The sequence below is a fragment of the Paraburkholderia sp. FW306-02-B genome, from assembly GCF_058782725.1.
This window is the reverse complement of sequence record NZ_JBYSXZ010000003.1, coordinates 22,058-36,444: the sequence shown is the minus strand read 5'-3', so window position 1 is coordinate 36,444 and position 14,387 is coordinate 22,058. Positions and strand designations below refer to the sequence as shown.

17 protein-coding genes and 2 pseudogenes are annotated in these 14,387 nt (G+C 60.3%); 15 read left to right on the top strand and 4 right to left on the bottom strand.

The annotated features are described in order from the left end of the window. Window positions 1-99 precede the first annotated feature (99 nt). Window positions 100-315: pseudogene (locus AC3WOG_RS35825) on the bottom strand (Tn3 family transposase); the annotation flags it as partial. A gap of 45 nt (window positions 316-360) precedes the next feature. Between AC3WOG_RS35825 and AC3WOG_RS35820 the strand changes: the two are divergent. After that, window positions 361-540: pseudogene (locus tag AC3WOG_RS35820) on the top strand (DUF3363 domain-containing protein); the annotation flags it as partial. A 48-nt stretch (window positions 541-588) separates the two neighbouring features. On the opposite strand, the gene AC3WOG_RS35815 reads toward AC3WOG_RS35820, so the two are convergent. Further along, a complete protein-coding gene (locus tag AC3WOG_RS35815) occupies window positions 589-1,485 on the bottom strand; it encodes a LysR family transcriptional regulator (RefSeq protein ID WP_492582604.1) in 897 nt (298 codons plus the stop codon). 94 nt (window positions 1,486-1,579) lie between these two features. Here AC3WOG_RS35815 and AC3WOG_RS35810 point away from each other — a divergent pair, with 94 nt between their 5' ends. The 3 genes from AC3WOG_RS35810 (at window position 1,580) to AC3WOG_RS35800 (ending at window position 3,781) form a co-directional block, all read left to right on the top strand. After that, on the top strand, window positions 1,580-2,329 hold the full coding sequence (locus AC3WOG_RS35810) for a sulfite exporter TauE/SafE family protein (RefSeq protein ID WP_492582603.1): 750 nt from the start codon (window positions 1,580-1,582) through the stop codon (window positions 2,327-2,329). Between the two features lie 30 nt (window positions 2,330-2,359). After that, window positions 2,360-2,899, top strand: a complete 540-nt coding sequence (locus tag AC3WOG_RS35805; protein ID WP_492582602.1) for a carboxymuconolactone decarboxylase family protein — start codon at window positions 2,360-2,362, stop codon at window positions 2,897-2,899. A 249-nt stretch (window positions 2,900-3,148) separates the two neighbouring features. Then, window positions 3,149-3,781, top strand: a complete 633-nt coding sequence (locus AC3WOG_RS35800) for a LysE family translocator (RefSeq protein WP_492582601.1) — start codon at window positions 3,149-3,151, stop codon at window positions 3,779-3,781. Between the two features lie 34 nt (window positions 3,782-3,815). On the opposite strand, the gene AC3WOG_RS35795 is transcribed toward AC3WOG_RS35800, so the two are convergent. Next, a complete protein-coding gene (locus AC3WOG_RS35795) occupies window positions 3,816-3,962 on the bottom strand; it encodes a hypothetical protein (RefSeq protein WP_492582600.1) in 147 nt (48 codons plus the stop codon). Beyond that, a complete protein-coding gene (gene pdxR / locus AC3WOG_RS35790) occupies window positions 3,959-5,371 on the bottom strand; it encodes a MocR-like pyridoxine biosynthesis transcription factor PdxR (protein ID WP_492582599.1) in 1,413 nt (470 codons plus the stop codon). The genes AC3WOG_RS35795 and pdxR overlap by 4 nt, the downstream gene beginning before the upstream one ends. A gap of 513 nt (window positions 5,372-5,884) precedes the next feature. On the opposite strand from pdxR, the gene AC3WOG_RS35785 reads away from it, so the two are divergent. The 11 genes from AC3WOG_RS35785 to AC3WOG_RS35735 all read left to right on the top strand — a co-directional run bounded on the left by AC3WOG_RS35785 (window position 5,885) and on the right by AC3WOG_RS35735 (window position 14,316). After that, the gene (locus tag AC3WOG_RS35785; RefSeq protein WP_492582598.1) at window positions 5,885-6,502 is read left to right on the top strand and encodes a nitroreductase family protein; all 618 of its coding nucleotides are present in this window, start codon (window positions 5,885-5,887) and stop codon (window positions 6,500-6,502) included. A 113-nt stretch (window positions 6,503-6,615) separates the two neighbouring features. Further along, window positions 6,616-7,248, top strand: a complete 633-nt coding sequence (locus AC3WOG_RS35780) for an FMN-dependent NADH-azoreductase (protein ID WP_492582766.1) — start codon at window positions 6,616-6,618, stop codon at window positions 7,246-7,248. A gap of 38 nt (window positions 7,249-7,286) precedes the next feature. Beyond that, window positions 7,287-7,832, top strand: coding sequence for a carboxymuconolactone decarboxylase family protein (locus tag AC3WOG_RS35775; RefSeq protein ID WP_492582597.1), 546 nt, complete (start codon window positions 7,287-7,289; stop codon window positions 7,830-7,832). A 130-nt stretch (window positions 7,833-7,962) separates the two neighbouring features. Then, the gene (locus tag AC3WOG_RS35770) at window positions 7,963-8,247 is read left to right on the top strand and encodes a DUF3331 domain-containing protein (RefSeq protein WP_492582596.1); all 285 of its coding nucleotides are present in this window, start codon (window positions 7,963-7,965) and stop codon (window positions 8,245-8,247) included. 10 nt (window positions 8,248-8,257) lie between these two features. Beyond that, the gene (locus tag AC3WOG_RS35765) at window positions 8,258-8,968 is read left to right on the top strand and encodes an SDR family NAD(P)-dependent oxidoreductase (RefSeq protein ID WP_492582595.1); all 711 of its coding nucleotides are present in this window, start codon (window positions 8,258-8,260) and stop codon (window positions 8,966-8,968) included. Between the two features lie 216 nt (window positions 8,969-9,184). Beyond that, complete coding sequence (locus AC3WOG_RS35760; protein ID WP_492582594.1) at window positions 9,185-10,141, top strand: AraC family transcriptional regulator; 957 nt, start codon at window positions 9,185-9,187, stop codon at window positions 10,139-10,141. A gap of 426 nt (window positions 10,142-10,567) precedes the next feature. Continuing rightward, window positions 10,568-11,203, top strand: coding sequence for a nitroreductase family protein (locus tag AC3WOG_RS35755; RefSeq protein WP_492582593.1), 636 nt, complete (start codon window positions 10,568-10,570; stop codon window positions 11,201-11,203). A gap of 188 nt (window positions 11,204-11,391) precedes the next feature. Beyond that, entirely contained in the window at window positions 11,392-11,937 is a 546-nt protein-coding gene (locus AC3WOG_RS35750) for a carboxymuconolactone decarboxylase family protein (protein ID WP_492582592.1), read from the top strand. 65 nt (window positions 11,938-12,002) lie between these two features. After that, window positions 12,003-12,920 (top strand): NADP-dependent oxidoreductase, encoded by a 918-nt coding sequence (locus AC3WOG_RS35745; protein WP_492582591.1) that lies wholly within the window; start codon window positions 12,003-12,005, stop codon window positions 12,918-12,920. A 158-nt stretch (window positions 12,921-13,078) separates the two neighbouring features. Next, window positions 13,079-13,774, top strand: coding sequence for a glutathione S-transferase N-terminal domain-containing protein (locus AC3WOG_RS35740; RefSeq protein ID WP_492582590.1), 696 nt, complete (start codon window positions 13,079-13,081; stop codon window positions 13,772-13,774). A 71-nt stretch (window positions 13,775-13,845) separates the two neighbouring features. Continuing rightward, the gene (locus tag AC3WOG_RS35735; RefSeq protein WP_492582589.1) at window positions 13,846-14,316 is read left to right on the top strand and encodes a pyridoxamine 5'-phosphate oxidase family protein; all 471 of its coding nucleotides are present in this window, start codon (window positions 13,846-13,848) and stop codon (window positions 14,314-14,316) included. The last annotated feature ends 71 nt before the right edge of the window (window positions 14,317-14,387 follow it).

The following is a 14,387-nucleotide window of genomic DNA, read 5'->3' as shown; positions in this document are numbered from 1 at the left end:
ACCTTCGTGACCGCCCAATTACTTATGCTCCTGCCACCGGTCACTGCCCGAGGTCGATCGGCGGCACGCGAGCCTTCGCGGTCATTCAACCCCAACAGTGGAACGTCCGGATGCAACCGCATAGCGGACCGCGCGTTCGAGATAGACGGTGTTCCCGAGGAGCCACGCGATCAGAAAGAGTCTGCGTTCGATGCGACCGAGCTCGCGCAGGGCGCGCGCGGGTCCATTTTGCCCGGGGTAGCTCGCGAGCTTGCGAAGCATGAGCGAGGCTGTCACCGTACCTTGCTTGATTGAGATGGCCAGTCGCAGGAATTCCTACCACGGCGCGAGGAGAATCCTGGTGTTGATCGGTTTGTCGCCGAGAAAATGCGTCGGGCCGGCATCGTGGAGCGCGAAATCGAAGGTGTCTGGCGTATGCCTGACGGTCTGCCAGAACGGGGCCGCCAGTATGACGCACAGCAGCTCGGTGGTGGTGTCGCGGTAGAACTAATCGCATCCGCACATCGTGAACATGAAATCAGCGCACGTCGACATGGATCTTTTCGGCCGGGAAATCCAGATGGCATTCACCCGCTGCCGGCCGCGCGACTACAGGCTCTGCGCTCCGCCGCCGAGATGCGACAGCAGGCTTTGCATCGGAGCAGACAGCGTGTGCCATTGCTGGAAGCACAGACAAAGCCGTCTGCGTGCCCAGTTATCGCTGATCGTAATAGTTTTGAACGGATATCTGCGTCGAAAGCGCCTGGCGACCGCCAGTGGGATGATCGCTACCCCCACTCCCTGCGACACCATCTGGCACGATCCCTCGAAGCTCTTCATACGGATACGGAGTTCTAACGTCTTGCGCAGATCGGCAGCGTGTTCGTCGATATGATCCTGAAGCGCGCTCCCGGCCTCCAAGCCAATAAACCGTTCATCCGTGACATCAGCAAAGCAGATTGCCTTCGATTCTGCGAGTCTGTGCGCAACAGGAACAATCAGGACGAGATGGTCACTAGCGATAGGCTGGATTGTGAGGCCTGTGGCGTTGACCGCATCCGATACCACGCCCGCTTCGGCCAGGCCTGCGGCAATCATCTTCACAATCTCGGCACTCGTACGCTCTCTCAGATCAATGTTCAGGCGCGGACGCTGAGCCAGCCACGGTGCGAGCTTCTGCGGCAGGAGGCCCATCAACGCCGCCGTATTCGCGTACAGCAGCAACGTACCTCGCGTACCGGCGCCAAAGTCGCGCAGTTCTCCCTGCAATAGGCTGTGCTGTCGGAGTATCAGACGCGCATGGTGCGCTAAGGCCTCTCCTGCCTCGGTGGTTACCACCCCGTTGCGGCTTCTTTCAAGCAGGGCGACACCGGCATCCGATTCGATGTTACTGATGCGCTCGCTTGCCGAGGCCAATGCAAGATTTGCCTGTCTGGCCCCGGCTGTAATGCTGCCGGCGTCGACCACACAGAGGAACAGACGCAGATCCGCGAGATCGAATCTCATGCAGCCACCTTGACAGATTACCTTCGGACAATCCGAAGGTAACATCGGAAAAACCGCATTGTGCCAGTTCCTGGTTGGAGGCGTAATACCCTGCATGAATACTCTGAACATCGAATTGACCGGCCTGCTCCTTGCCACTTTTCTCGGAGCCGGTGTCGTTAAAGGCGTAACCGGAATGGGCTTGCCCACGGTTGCAATGGGCGTGCTTGGGGCTACCATGTCACCGCTTACGGCGGCGGCGATCTTGATAATTCCGTCGTTCGTGACCAACGTGTGGCAAATGCTGGCTGGGCGAGACACACTCCGCCTCATGCGACGGCTGTGGGCAATGATGCTCTGCATCGTGATCGGTACCGTTCTGGGGACGCGACTGCTGGTAGTCGTCGATCCCGTCTGGTCGGGACGTGCTCTGGGAATCGCCCTGATCGCCTATGCGGCCTATGCACTGTTCTTGCCAACGCTCTCGGTCCCGGAACGGCTCGAGTTCTGGCTTTCGCCCGTCATCGGCATTGTTACCGGGTTGTTGACTGGCGCCACCGGCGTCTTCACGATTCCCGCTGTGCCCTATTTGCAATCGTTCGGTCTTCAGAAAGACGAGCTCGTGCAGGCTCTTGGCCTTTCGTTCACCGTCTCCACGGTTGCACTCGCAGGAGGGCTCCTGGCCAATGGCGCGTTCCGGCTCGACCAGCTCGGCCTGTCGCTGCTGGCTGTCATTCCCGCTCTCGCTGGAATGTGGTTGGGCTCGATAGCGCGGCAGAAGATCAGCCCGAAAGCCTTCCGCCGTTGCTTTCTCCTATTCCTCATCATCTTGGGCCTCGAACTGACGCTGCGTCCGTTCTCCTGAGTCCTGGCCACCTAATGAAGAGTTCACACCATGAGCCGTATCGCTATTCCCGACATCATGTCCGCAACCGGCGCCATTGCCGATATCTATGCGCGGGTGAAGAAGATTTCCGGTGGCCGCGTCCCCAATACGTACGCCGCGTTGGGCTACCTTGTACCGGCGTCTCTGGCTGCGGTGCTCGATGCCCAGCGCACATTGAACTCGAGCAGCCTGAGCCGGCAAGAGCACGAAACCATCAAGCTGCTAGTCAGTGAGAAGACCGGTTGCGACGTTTGTGTGGCCGCGCACAGCTTCGTGGGCAAACTAGTGGGCCTGCCGGTCGATGCGCTGCGCGCCATTCGCGCGGGGCAGCCCACGGGTGACGCCAGGCGTGATGCCCTGGTGCGCTTCGTGTCCCACCTGCATACCACGAGCGGCACGATCAGCGAGGACGAGTTTAATGCCATCCGCGCGGCCGGCTACACCGACACCCAATTGGCGGAGATCTCGCTGACCATTGCGCTCGGCATCTTCACCAATACCTTCAATCGTATGAACGGCACCGACGTCGACTTTCCGCAAGTCGAGTAAGCCGCCTTGCCGGGCGTGCATGGCATCACACATCCAGGTTTCGCCCGGCTCCTCATGGACGTAACGCGTGCCGATACGAGAGATATCAAGCCGTTGTCGTGGAATAGTCAACGGCTTCGCGCAACTGGCGCTGCGCAATGGGTCACCCTCAGGGAACGCAAACCGCGCTTCGACGTCGCCTCCCGTCGGCCGGAGCCGCGAACCACCGCGCGCCTGGACATTACCACGATCTTGTCATGGAGACATGCAATGCCTGAACACACTTCTCTTCTGGCCTTCGGCCTCGTCGCACTGGGCATCGCGCTTACGCCGGGCCCGAACATGATTTACCTGGTCTCACGTTCGATCTGCCAGGGCCGCGCCGCGGGGCTGATCTCGCTAGGCGGCGTCGCGCTCGGATTCGTCGTCTATATGTTGTTTGCGGCACTGGGCATCACTGCGCTGCTACTCGCGGTGCCGTTTGCGTACGACGCTTTGCGCTTCGGCGGCGCACTTTATCTGCTTTGGCTTGCGTGGCAAGCGGTGAAGCCGGGCGGAGATTCGCCGTTCCAGGTACGCGACCTGCCGGCCGACAGCCCGCGCAAGCTGTTCATGATGGGCTTTGTGACGAATCTGTTGAATCCGAAAATCGCGGTGCTTTATCTTTCGCTGCTACCGCAGTTCATTGATCCGCGGCACGGTAGCGTGCTGGGCCAGTCGCTCGCACTCGGCTTCGTGCAGATCGCGGTGAGTATCAGCGTGAACGCGTTCGTCGCGATGACGGCGGGTTGGATCGCCGGATTTCTCGCGCGCCGGCCCAGATGGTTTGCGATGCAGCGCTGGATGATGGGAACTGTGTTGACGGGCCTGGCCGTTCGGATGGCGATGGAAGCGCGACGGTAGCGGATTTGCGCGCGCGGGGAGCGCGCCGCAGGCTTCAGGTAAGCGCGACCCCGATGAATTTGTGCAGTTGCGAACCCGCGGGAGTCGAGCGCGGCTCGCAACGCACGTTATACAGATCGAACATGCCCTGGCGCAATTCGTCATGCTCATCAAACCCCAAGTGACGCCCGGCATGTCTCATGAGCGATATCGGTCAATGATCTCGAATAGTCGATGACACGATGTGGCGAGGTGCTGTTCAGGTGCCGTAGCAACCCCGAGCAAAAGGCCAGGTAAAGTCCAGGACGGATTTGCGAACCACACGGACAAAGGCGATGGCGCCATGCCAACGGTCATCGCTTCGCGAACGATCCGCACGTCGGGTGCGCCGTCGGGGAGTCGGAGAAGTACTGCCAGGCCGGCATTAACCCACTCCGCGTCGCGCATTCGCAACTGCTCGGATAGTGCGTCACGCTGGGCAGAATATAGACGCTTGAGCCGACGCACGCGCCGGATGTAGTGGCCGTCATGCATAAATTGAGCCGTGGCGAGTTGAACCACTGGTGATGGCGCGGGGGCAAGTGTTGCGGCTACCTCGGCGAATGCGTTGGCCAGTTCGGTTGGCGCCACGACGAATCCAAGCCGCAGAGCCGGGCTAACAGTCTTGCTGAAGGAACCGATGTGGATGACCCGCTTGCCCTCGCCCAAGGACGCCATGGCAGGTGCCGGCCTGCCTTGCAGTTGTAGCTCGCCGAGGTAGTCATCTTCAATGATCCAGGCATCGCTCGAGGCCGCCCACTCAAGCAGTTGAAGACGTCGCCTCAACGACAGCGTCGAGCCCAGGGGAGCCTGTTGACCGGGCGTCAAGACGGCTAACGCAGCGTCCTCGGCTTTCTCGATGCCATAGTCTACGTTGAGACCGTCTGCATCCACCGGTATCGGCACGATATTCAAGCGAGCGAGCTCCAACCCTTTTCGGGTGACCATGAAACCGGGTTCTTCCATCCAGACTTTCTTACCGTCCAAACCTAACACCCGCAGGGCCAGGCCTAAGCCGGAGCTGTATCCCGAAGTGATAAACACCTGCTCAGGGTGGCAGTGGAAGTTTCTAGCGATGGAGAGATTGCCCGCGATCTCCCTGCGCAGTTCGAACTCCCCTCTTGGATCGGGATAGAGCAGGGACGATAAACATCCGGTTTTCAGTAGATTGGAAGAGCGCGCCCGTGAAAAAAGCTTCTCCGGTAGCCCTTCAAACGCCGGAATGCCGAGCTGAAAGATCGCCGGCCCAGCGTTCATCTCCTCATAGGCCCTCATAAACGGTCCGAGCCGCGGCGCTCGGGGTTGAGTCGCTGCCACGCGGGGCCGCGGGGCCACGCGGGTACCCCCTGCCCCGAATGTTTCGATCATCTGCGCGTCGGACAACCGTTCATATGCCGCTTGAACTGTTCCGCGCGCCACGCCGAGCTGCGCGGCCAGGTCCTGCCACGAGGGCAGTCGGGTGCCAGGTGCGAGCAGGCCTGACCCTATGGCCCTGCTGATGCTCTCACGAATTTGTTCTGCCAGGGACAGCTTCGCTGTCCGGTCGAGCTGAATCTGCAAGTCTGAATCCATGTTCTTAGTACACACAAAAATGGGTGATCTTGGTTCTTCAATTCGCACCATCGATGGTACAGAATAATCGCACCATCGTTGATACAAATGTAAGGCCAACACGGAGATAGCTGGCCATGATCATTCGTCCGATTCTGTCTGCGTTTTGCGTGAAAGCTGCGAGCTTCGTAAGCGCTGGCGCTGCTGCACACGAGGCCACCGAAATCGTGAAGCCGAATTTTGAACAGGAGATCCCCAATCTGCGGGCAAATCGCTGGTCGCTATAGAAGTTCGTACACGCCGGTCGCTGATTCGGTACCTCACCTGCACGAGAAATTCGCTTTCGTTTGCGCGTAGGTGGTATCCGGCGCAATCGAATCCAGGATTAACGATGGTGAAGTAAGCGTCTACCGCGTCGGAGAGATTTGATCCGAACCGCCTGACGCGAACCATTGCATCTGCCGGAACGCAAGCAAATCCAAACCTGCAAAGCCTCTCGTACCACAGCCTATCCTGTCACCTATAGGATGAAACATGACCAATGCTGTCATCGAATGTATTTTGAGCCGCAGCGCCGCCAAGTATTACGATCCTGCCGCTACGTTGAGCGACGAACAGATCTGCGAGCTGGTGCGGATCGGCACCAGTGCGCCGACATCCTTCCACTTGCAGAACTGGCGCTTCATCGCCGTACGCACGCCTGAGGCCAAGGCCCGGCTGAGTCCGATCGCCTGGAACCAGCCCGCAATCACTGATGCGGCGGTCACCTTCATCGTCTGCGGCCAGCTGGTCGATACGAGTGTCATACCGGAGCGCTTGGCTCCGCTGGTCAAAGCGGGCGTCATGCCGGCCGCGATGGTGCCGGAATGGGAGAACCCCGCACGCGATCTGTACATGGCGTACCCGCAGCGCCGGCGCGACGAAGCCGTACGCACCGCCACCTTCGGCGCGTCGGCGATGATCTATGCGGCCCGCTCACTGGGTCTGGGTTCGACGCCGATGATCGGTTTCGATGCCGAAGCGGTGCACCGCGAGTTCGGACTGGCCACGGACGAAGTGCCGGTCCTGCTGCTGTCCGTAGGAGCCGAGCGACCGGGAAACTGGGCGCAGAAGCCGCGTCGTCCCGTGGCCGATGTGTTGGCGCTCGTTTAATGATCGGTGGAACCGATGACACGTGGAAGGTACGCGGTAAGACCCGCCACTCTGATCCCGAACAGGCGCTCGATGCCGCCATTGCCTTCGTGAAGCGGCCGGAGAAAAGAGGCATGAATATCCTGCATATCGATTGCAGCCCGCGACCGGAGTCGCACAGTCGACAGCTGTCGGCGGCGGTCGTCGAGAAGCTTCTCGCGATCCTCCCCGACGCGCATATTCACCGCCGGGATCTGGGATATGAACCGATACCTCATACCGGGGCCGCCTATGCCGCCGCGCTCTCGACGCCCGCGTCGCTGGCCGCGGCGGGGCGGTCCGCCGACGCAGTACTTCTGGCCGAGGGACTTATTCAGGATGTCGAGCGTTCCGATGTCATCGTCATCGGAACGCCGATGAACAACTTCACGGTCCCGTCCGTCCTGAAGGCGTGGATCGATCAGATCCTTCGTGTCGGCCGCACCATGAAGTCGACACCGACCGGCAAGGTCGGAATGCTTCGGGACCGTCCCGTATTCGTCGCGATCGCTTCGGGTGGTGTGTTCACGGGCGATCGGGCCAATCAGCCGGATTTCTTAACGCCCTATCTTACCGCTGTACTCGGCTGCATCGGTCTCCATGCAGTCCATTATCTGCCGTTGCAGGCCACAGGCTTCATCGATGAGGCGCGCGCGGCCGAACTCCGCGGGTCGCTTATAGCCACGATCCAACCGGCGATGGTAAGCCTCGTGCGGAGCCCCATTTAAGTAAAAATAAAACCAGGTAACCTACACGGATAAATGCAATGACAAGGACTACTATTTTAATGCGTGATCAGGTGCCGACCGATTCAAGGCCGACACTCGATGCGTTCACTCAAAATATCGGGTTCACCCCGAATATGATGGCGGCCTTCGCGCAGAGCCCGATCGCGTTCAATGCATGGGCAACCCTGCTCGGCTCGTTGAGCAAGGCACTCGACGTGAAGACGCGTGACAGCATCGGCCTGGCTGTCTCCGAAGTGAACGGGTGCAACTACTGCCTGACGGTTCACAGCTTTACGGCCGAGCACATGGCGAAGCTGCCGGCCGATGAAATCATTCTCGCCCGGAGGGGCAACGCGACCGATCCGAAACGGGACGCGGCCGTCCAGTTTGCGCGCAAAGTCATCGAAACCCGAGGGCGGGTCAGTGAAGCCGATCTGAAAGCTGTTCGCGATGCCGGTTACACGGATGCAAACGTGATGGAGGTCGTCGCGCTGGTGGCCATGTATTCCCTGACGAACTTTTTCAATAACGTGTTCGATCCCGAGAAGGACTTTCCCGCTGTTGCGCCGGCCGGCTCGATCTGACGGTGTATCGACCATTTCCAGGTGTACCTGGAGGTTGATACGAGCGTGACGCTAAAGCCCGGATGCCAAAAATTCTTGGGAACTCATCCGGGCTTACCGACAAGGTTTTGATGATGAGCGATGCCCGACCATGCAAAACGAACATTCGCCCTTGCACGTCTCAATCGTGGAGAAGTTGTCGTCGACGACGATTAGCGTACGCTGGAGCGATCCCTGTCTGGGTCATTACGCGAATCAGATCTGGGGTATCGGTCTTGCGCGCGCGGATGCCATTTGTGTGCTGTCCGGTAAGCCGATACGCCGCGGGGATTCGATATTTCGTCCGCGTTTATATCGATCGCAAGTGCCCATCAATCGCCATCGGATGATTCTTGCTTCCGCAGCAGCTGGCTTTCCCCAGAAACCATCACGTTAGGTACTAAAGTATGAGCACGTCACGAAAGGTTGTTGTCGTTACCGGCGCCTCGCGCGGGATTGGTGCCGCGATCGTTCGGGCATTTCGCGAGCTCGACTATGCCGTCGTTGCAACCTCACGTTCGACCAAGCCGTCGGACGACGCGAACGTCCTGACGGTAGCCGGTGACATCGGCGACCCCGCAACCGCCCGACGTGTCATTTTCGAGGGTGTCGCACGATTTGGCCGGATCGATACGCTGGTGAACAACGCCGGCATCTACATCGGCAAGCCTTTTACCGAACACACCGCGGAAGACTATGCCGCCGTGATGAACGTGAACATGGCGGGCTTCTATTACATCACGCAGCTCGCGATCGCCGAGATGGAAAAGCATTCGAGTGGTCATGTGGTGAGTGTCACGGCCAGCATAGATGAGGTTGCAATCAGCGGGGTCTACACGGTCCTGGCGGCGCTGACGAAGGGCGGCATCAACGCTGCCACGAAGTCACTGGCGATCGAATACGCGAAGAAGGGAATCCGCGTGAATGCCGTCGCACCCGGAAACATAAAGACGCCGATGCACGCGCCTGAAATTCACGAAGCGCTGGGAGCTTTCAACCCCATCGGACGCCTGGGTGAAACACGCGATATCGCCGACGCCATCCTCTTTCTCGATTCGGCGCCGTTCATTACTGGAGAAATTCTGCACGTCGATGGCGGGCAAAGCGCTGGCCACTGAGATGCGCCGGCGCTGTCCGTGAAGGACGAAGAAAGCGACACTCAATCATCCATTTCCACGCGCGGGCCTGCTCGGTAGTCAGCTCGACTTCCTTCGGACAATCCGAAGGCAATATTGGAAAAACCGCATTGTGCCAGTTCTCGGTTGGAGGCGTAATACCCTCCATGAGTACCCTGACTTCCGGATCTTTTCCATGCCGAGGCCTAACGGAGTCCTATGTCCCAAGTCGATTGGCTGAGCCACCTACTGCAAATGATCACCATCACCGGCCGGCTGGAGGTCCGCTGCGCCTATGGTGCGCCATGGCGTGTGGCCTGGGCCCAGTCCGCTGCGCATGAGGTTCCCTACCACGTCGTGCTCAAGGGCCGGGCCATAATCGAGGATCCTGAGACAGACACGGCCCGGGAGCTGGTGGCCGGCGATATCGTGCTGCTGCCTCACGGGTCGGCGCACGTGCTGCACGATGGCAGCGGACATGCGCCCGGGCCTACGTGCGAACGCCGGGATTCCGCCGGATTGACGTTTAGCGAGAATGACGGCCAAGGCGAGCGTCTGGACATGTTGTGCGGGCGATTTCTCATCGGGCCGCCTCATGATCGGCTGATTCGCAATTACCTGCCCACGAATGTAGTTGTCCGGACCATGGAAGGTCATGGTGAAACGGGTGTAGGGTCTGCTTCGAACCACCTGGCCAGTTTCGTGGGGCTGATGCGCGAGGAGTCCACGGGCGACAAAGTCGGTGGATACGCGATCCTCAACGCCCTTTCCTCGGTGCTCTTCACGCTGGTACTGCGCGAGGCGAGCGAATCCGAACAGGCCCCGGCAGGCCTGTTGGCGCTGGCCGGCCATCCACGACTGGCGCCGGCCATTTCAGCCATGTTCGCCGATCCGGCGCGGCCCTGGAACCTGCCTGAGTTAGCCGACTTATGCAGCATGTCACGCGCCACCTTCATGCGGCACTTTCAGGACACGCTCGGGCGCTCGGCCGTCGAACTATTGACCGATATCCGGATGAGCCTGGCTGCCAACGAGCTGAAGAAACCGATGATGACCACCGAGGCCGTGGCCGAGTCGGTGGGGTATCAATCCGTGTCGTCATTCCGGCGCGTGTTCACCGAGAGGATGGGCATGACGCCGGGGCAATGGCGCCGTTTCGCGCGCAAGGTCCAGTAACGGCCGCGAATCATCGCTTCGCTTTCGGTGTGCGGCCCGAATGAGGCGCTAGAGGGGTCGGCGCTGCCGCTCATTCGCGCGAGCGACCCTCGACGCGTTCGTCTTTACCCGCAGCACATAAGCCTCGATCTCGACGAGACGACATGCGCCGTGCCGTGTTGAGAACCGAGGGATGGATCGTCCGCGTCGACTTGATCCTTTTGGATATTTTATTGAGTAAATCCAGACTCGAAAGCGGTATCGACGAGGCCTAAAGTGGAGGCTCCTAACCACCTGACGAAGGGTTCACACCATGAGCCGTATCGCTATTCCCGCGATTGAATCCGCCACCGGCGTCACTGCCGATATCTAAGCCGCCTTGCCGCGCGCGCATGGCATCACACATTCAGGTTTCGCCCGGCACCTCATCTACGCACAGGAATTCTCATGAAAAGCGAAATCACCATGATCAACCCCGTCATCGAATGCATCCTGAGCCGCAGCGCGGCCAAGTACTACGACCCAGCCGCGACCTTGAGCGACGAACAGATCCGCGAGCTGGTACGAATCGGCACTAGCGCGCCGACATCGTTCCACTTGCAGAACTGGCGCTTCATCGCCGTACGAACGCCCGAAGCCAAGGCGCGACTGAGTCCGATTGCCTGGAACCAGCCCGCGATCAAAGATGCAGCGGTCACTTTCATCGTCTGCGGCCAGCTGGTCGAAACCAGTGTGATACCGGAGCGTCTCGCACCGCTGGTGGAAGCGGGCGTCATGCCTGCATCCATGGTGCCGGAGTGGGAAATCCCGGCACGCAATCTGTATATGGCTTACCCGCAGCGCCGGCGCGACGAGGCCGTACGCACCGCCACTTTCGGCGCGGCGGCGATGATCTATGCGGCCCGCTCGATGGGCCTGGGTTCAACGCCGATGATCGGTTTCGATGACGAAGCAGTACACCGCGAGTTCGGACTGGCCGCGGACGAAGTACCGGTCCTGCTGTTGTCCGTAGGAACGGAGCGAGCCGGAAACTGGGCGCAGAAGCCGCGCCGTCCCGTGGCCGAAGTGCTGGATTTGGTATAGGCGCTGCGCCGTGGCAGCGGCCAAACCGAAAAGACCGAGCCACCTCAAGTGAAAGAAAAGCACAAGGTGTCTCCTGCTTGAAGGGCAAACCCGCTTCGACCCAGGACCTGGGCGCGAAGTAAACCAACGGATGGTCCCCGCGGGGACCGTTCTCCATCTGTAAAACCAGTAACTTAAGGAAGACTACGATGCCAAGAACTACTGCTCTGACGCAGGAACAAGTGCCGGCCGATTCGAAGCCGACGCTTGATGCGTTCACCAAAAATATCGGGTTCACCCCGAATATGATGGCGAGCTTCGCGCAAAGCCCGATCGCGTTCAACGCATGGGCCACCCTGCTCGGTTCGCTAAGCAAGGCGCTCGACGTGAAGACGCGTGACGGTATCGGTCTCGCTGTCTCCGAAGTGAACGGCTGCAACTACTGCCTGACGGTGCACAGCTTTACTGCCGAGCACATGGCCAAGCTGCCAGCCGATGAAATCATTCTCGCCCGCAGAGGACATGCTACCGACCCGAAGCGCGACGCCGCCGTCCAGTTTGCGCGCAAGGTCATCGAGGCCCGCGGGCAAGTCAGCGACGCCGATCTGAAAGCCGTCCGCGATGCCGGCTACACAGATGCAAACGTGATGGAGATCGTAGCGCTGGTAGCCATGTACTCGCTGACGAACTTCTTCAATAACGTGTTCGATCCCGAGAAGGACTTTCCCGCGGTTACGCCGGCCGGCTCGATCTGAACTCTATACCCCCGTCTGCGAGGGAATTCGGAAATGACAATAGACCACTCACAAGGAGGTGGACGATGAAGGCGATTATTGTGACGGACCAGGCCGCGCGAACGGCCGGGATGCAGCTGACGGAGCGGCCCGAGCCGGAGGCAGCGATAAACGACGTCGTCGTTCAGGTTCATGCTTCCGGATTCACGGGGGATGAGTTGACGTGGCCCTCGACCTGGACCGATCGCCTCGGCCGTGACCGGACGCCGGTTATTCCCGGGCAAGAGCTGGCTGGCGTGGTCAGCGCGCTCGGCTATGGCACGACGGGGCTGTCGGTCGGACAGCGGGTGTTCGGCATCACGGACTCGCATCGCAGCGGCACGCTGGCGGAGTATGTGGCCGTCGAGGCACGCAACCTCGCGCCGCTGCCGGGCGACGTCGACTACACGGTAGGCGCAAGCGTGGCGATGCCGGGCCTGACCGCGTGGCAGGGACTGTTCGAGCACGGTCGCATCCGGGCTGGGCAGAGCCTGCTCGTGCACGGCGCGGCCGGCGCTGTCGGTTCGATGGTCACCCAGCTCGCACGTGAGGCCGGCGCCTACGTCATCGGGACCGGACGTGCTGCCCATCGGCAGACGGCACTTGACTTCGGCGCGCAGGAGTTCGTCGACCTCGAGAACGACGTCCTCGAAGACATTGGCGCGATCGATCAGGTTTTCGATGTTTTCGGCGGCGACATCGCGAAGCGTTCCGCAGGCCTGATTCGAGGCCGGGGAACGCTGGTGACTATCGCTGGCCCGACCGAGGCACGTCCCGCCGACGGCCTGGCGATCGACTTCGTCGTCGTGCCTGACCGCGCCCAACTGACCGCGATCATCGAGCGTGTGCGTGACGGACGGCTGCGCACGAACATCGGCAACGTCGCGACCCTCGACGACGCCGTTGCCACCTTCAACGGGACCGAGCGGATCCACGGGAAGACGATTATCCGCGTTCGGTCGTGATAAGTCCGCGAGAAATCGGGGAGCGCGCGAAACGTTCTGGCGTCCCCCTTGGATCATCGTTGTCCTTTTGGCTCGTGGCGATTGTTCCGGCATGCATCCAGGCGGAAGAGCCGGCCATGCCCCGGCTCGGCACCGCTTGTTTACCCAGGAAAAAAAGCATGACACTCCATCATCCAATTTTCACGCGCTGGCTGGCGCGGTACCCTGATCGGCTCCAGCTCTTTTCCTTACCGACGCCCAATGGCGTGAAGGTCGGCATCATGCTGGAGGAAACGGGTCTTGCGTATGAGGCGCACCGCATCGACATCATGGCGAACGAGCACCACGATCCGGCCTTTCTCGCCCTCAACCCGAATGGCAAGATTCCGGCGATCTTCGATCCCGACGGTCCGGGTGGACGGCCGCTTGCGTTGTTCGAATCGGGAGCGATCCTGATCTATCTCGCCGAGAAGACTGGGCAACTCCTTTCCACCGGTCCCAACACTCGTTACGAAACGATCCAGTGGCTGATGTGGCAGATGGGCGGTGTCGGGCCGATGTTCGGCCAGGTTGGCTTCTTCAACAAATTCGCCGGCAAAGCCTATGAGGACAAGCGCCCGCGCGACCGCTACGTCGGAGAATCAGCGCGGCTGCTCGGTGTGCTCGACCAACGGCTCGCGGGCCGCGACTGGGTGATGGGCGCTGACTACAGCATCGCCGATATTTCACTGCTCGGCTGGGTGCGCAACCTGATCGGCTTTTACGAAGCGCGTGAGCTTGTCGGTTTCGACCGCTTCTCGCATGTCCAGCGCTGGTTCGAGCGTGGTTTCGCGCGTCCGGCGGTGCAGCGCGGGTTGGCAGTGACCGCGGCCTGAAGCAAGGCCGTCAGGAAGTTCTGCAAAGGGATGCATAAAGCCGCTCAAATTCTTTTCAAGCGAGGATATCCGTGATTGAAATCAACGCCGACGTGGAGACGATCATCAAGCAGGCGATATTGTCATTCGTCGCGACAGTCAACGAGGACGGGACGCCCAATCTTTCGCCGAAGGCGTCCTTGACGGTCAGGAACCGTGTTCTCTACTTCGCCGATATCGCCTCGCCCCGGACGATACGAAACTTGAGGCGCAATCCCGCCGTCGAGATCAACGTAATCGACATCTTCCAGAGGCGCGGTTATCGATTCAAGGGCCATGCGTCGATACTGCCGCCAGGCGATGATGAGTATTCGATGATCGCGGACTGGGTCCGCGCGACGAACGGCCTCGAGTACCCCGTCGATCACGTCGTCAGGATCAAAACCATTTCGATCACTTCACTGCTGTCGCCGGCGCATGTATTCGCCGAGCCTGCTCGAAGTCAGGACGAGATCAGGAACACCTACTATCAAAAGTACGGTGTGAAACCCATCGGCGAATAGGCGCGGGGTAAGTGCGCAAGGGGCTCGCGAGGCCGGTCCCGTTGATGCGCGCCGAGCTGAATCTCAGGAGA

Bases quoted from the DNA above. Each gene is read 5' to 3' on its own strand.
- AC3WOG_RS35815 (WP_492582604.1), bottom strand. From the start codon at position 1,485: ATGAGATTCGATCTCGCGGATCTGCGTCTGTTCCTCTGTGTGGTCGAC.
- AC3WOG_RS35810 (WP_492582603.1), top strand. From the start codon at position 1,580: ATGAATACTCTGAACATCGAATTGACCGGCCTGCTCCTTGCCACTTTT.
- AC3WOG_RS35805 (WP_492582602.1), top strand. From the start codon at position 2,360: ATGAGCCGTATCGCTATTCCCGACATCATGTCCGCAACCGGCGCCATT.
- AC3WOG_RS35800 (WP_492582601.1), top strand. From the start codon at position 3,149: ATGCCTGAACACACTTCTCTTCTGGCCTTCGGCCTCGTCGCACTGGGC.
- AC3WOG_RS35795 (WP_492582600.1), bottom strand. From the start codon at position 3,962: ATGAGACATGCCGGGCGTCACTTGGGGTTTGATGAGCATGACGAATTG.
- pdxR (WP_492582599.1), bottom strand. From the start codon at position 5,371: ATGGATTCAGACTTGCAGATTCAGCTCGACCGGACAGCGAAGCTGTCC.
- AC3WOG_RS35785 (WP_492582598.1), top strand. From the start codon at position 5,885: ATGACCAATGCTGTCATCGAATGTATTTTGAGCCGCAGCGCCGCCAAG.
- AC3WOG_RS35780 (WP_492582766.1), top strand. From the start codon at position 6,616: ATGAATATCCTGCATATCGATTGCAGCCCGCGACCGGAGTCGCACAGT.
- AC3WOG_RS35775 (WP_492582597.1), top strand. From the start codon at position 7,287: ATGACAAGGACTACTATTTTAATGCGTGATCAGGTGCCGACCGATTCA.
- AC3WOG_RS35770 (WP_492582596.1), top strand. From the start codon at position 7,963: ATGCAAAACGAACATTCGCCCTTGCACGTCTCAATCGTGGAGAAGTTG.
- AC3WOG_RS35765 (WP_492582595.1), top strand. From the start codon at position 8,258: ATGAGCACGTCACGAAAGGTTGTTGTCGTTACCGGCGCCTCGCGCGGG.
- AC3WOG_RS35760 (WP_492582594.1), top strand. From the start codon at position 9,185: ATGTCCCAAGTCGATTGGCTGAGCCACCTACTGCAAATGATCACCATC.
- AC3WOG_RS35755 (WP_492582593.1), top strand. From the start codon at position 10,568: ATGAAAAGCGAAATCACCATGATCAACCCCGTCATCGAATGCATCCTG.
- AC3WOG_RS35750 (WP_492582592.1), top strand. From the start codon at position 11,392: ATGCCAAGAACTACTGCTCTGACGCAGGAACAAGTGCCGGCCGATTCG.
- AC3WOG_RS35745 (WP_492582591.1), top strand. From the start codon at position 12,003: ATGAAGGCGATTATTGTGACGGACCAGGCCGCGCGAACGGCCGGGATG.
- AC3WOG_RS35740 (WP_492582590.1), top strand. From the start codon at position 13,079: ATGACACTCCATCATCCAATTTTCACGCGCTGGCTGGCGCGGTACCCT.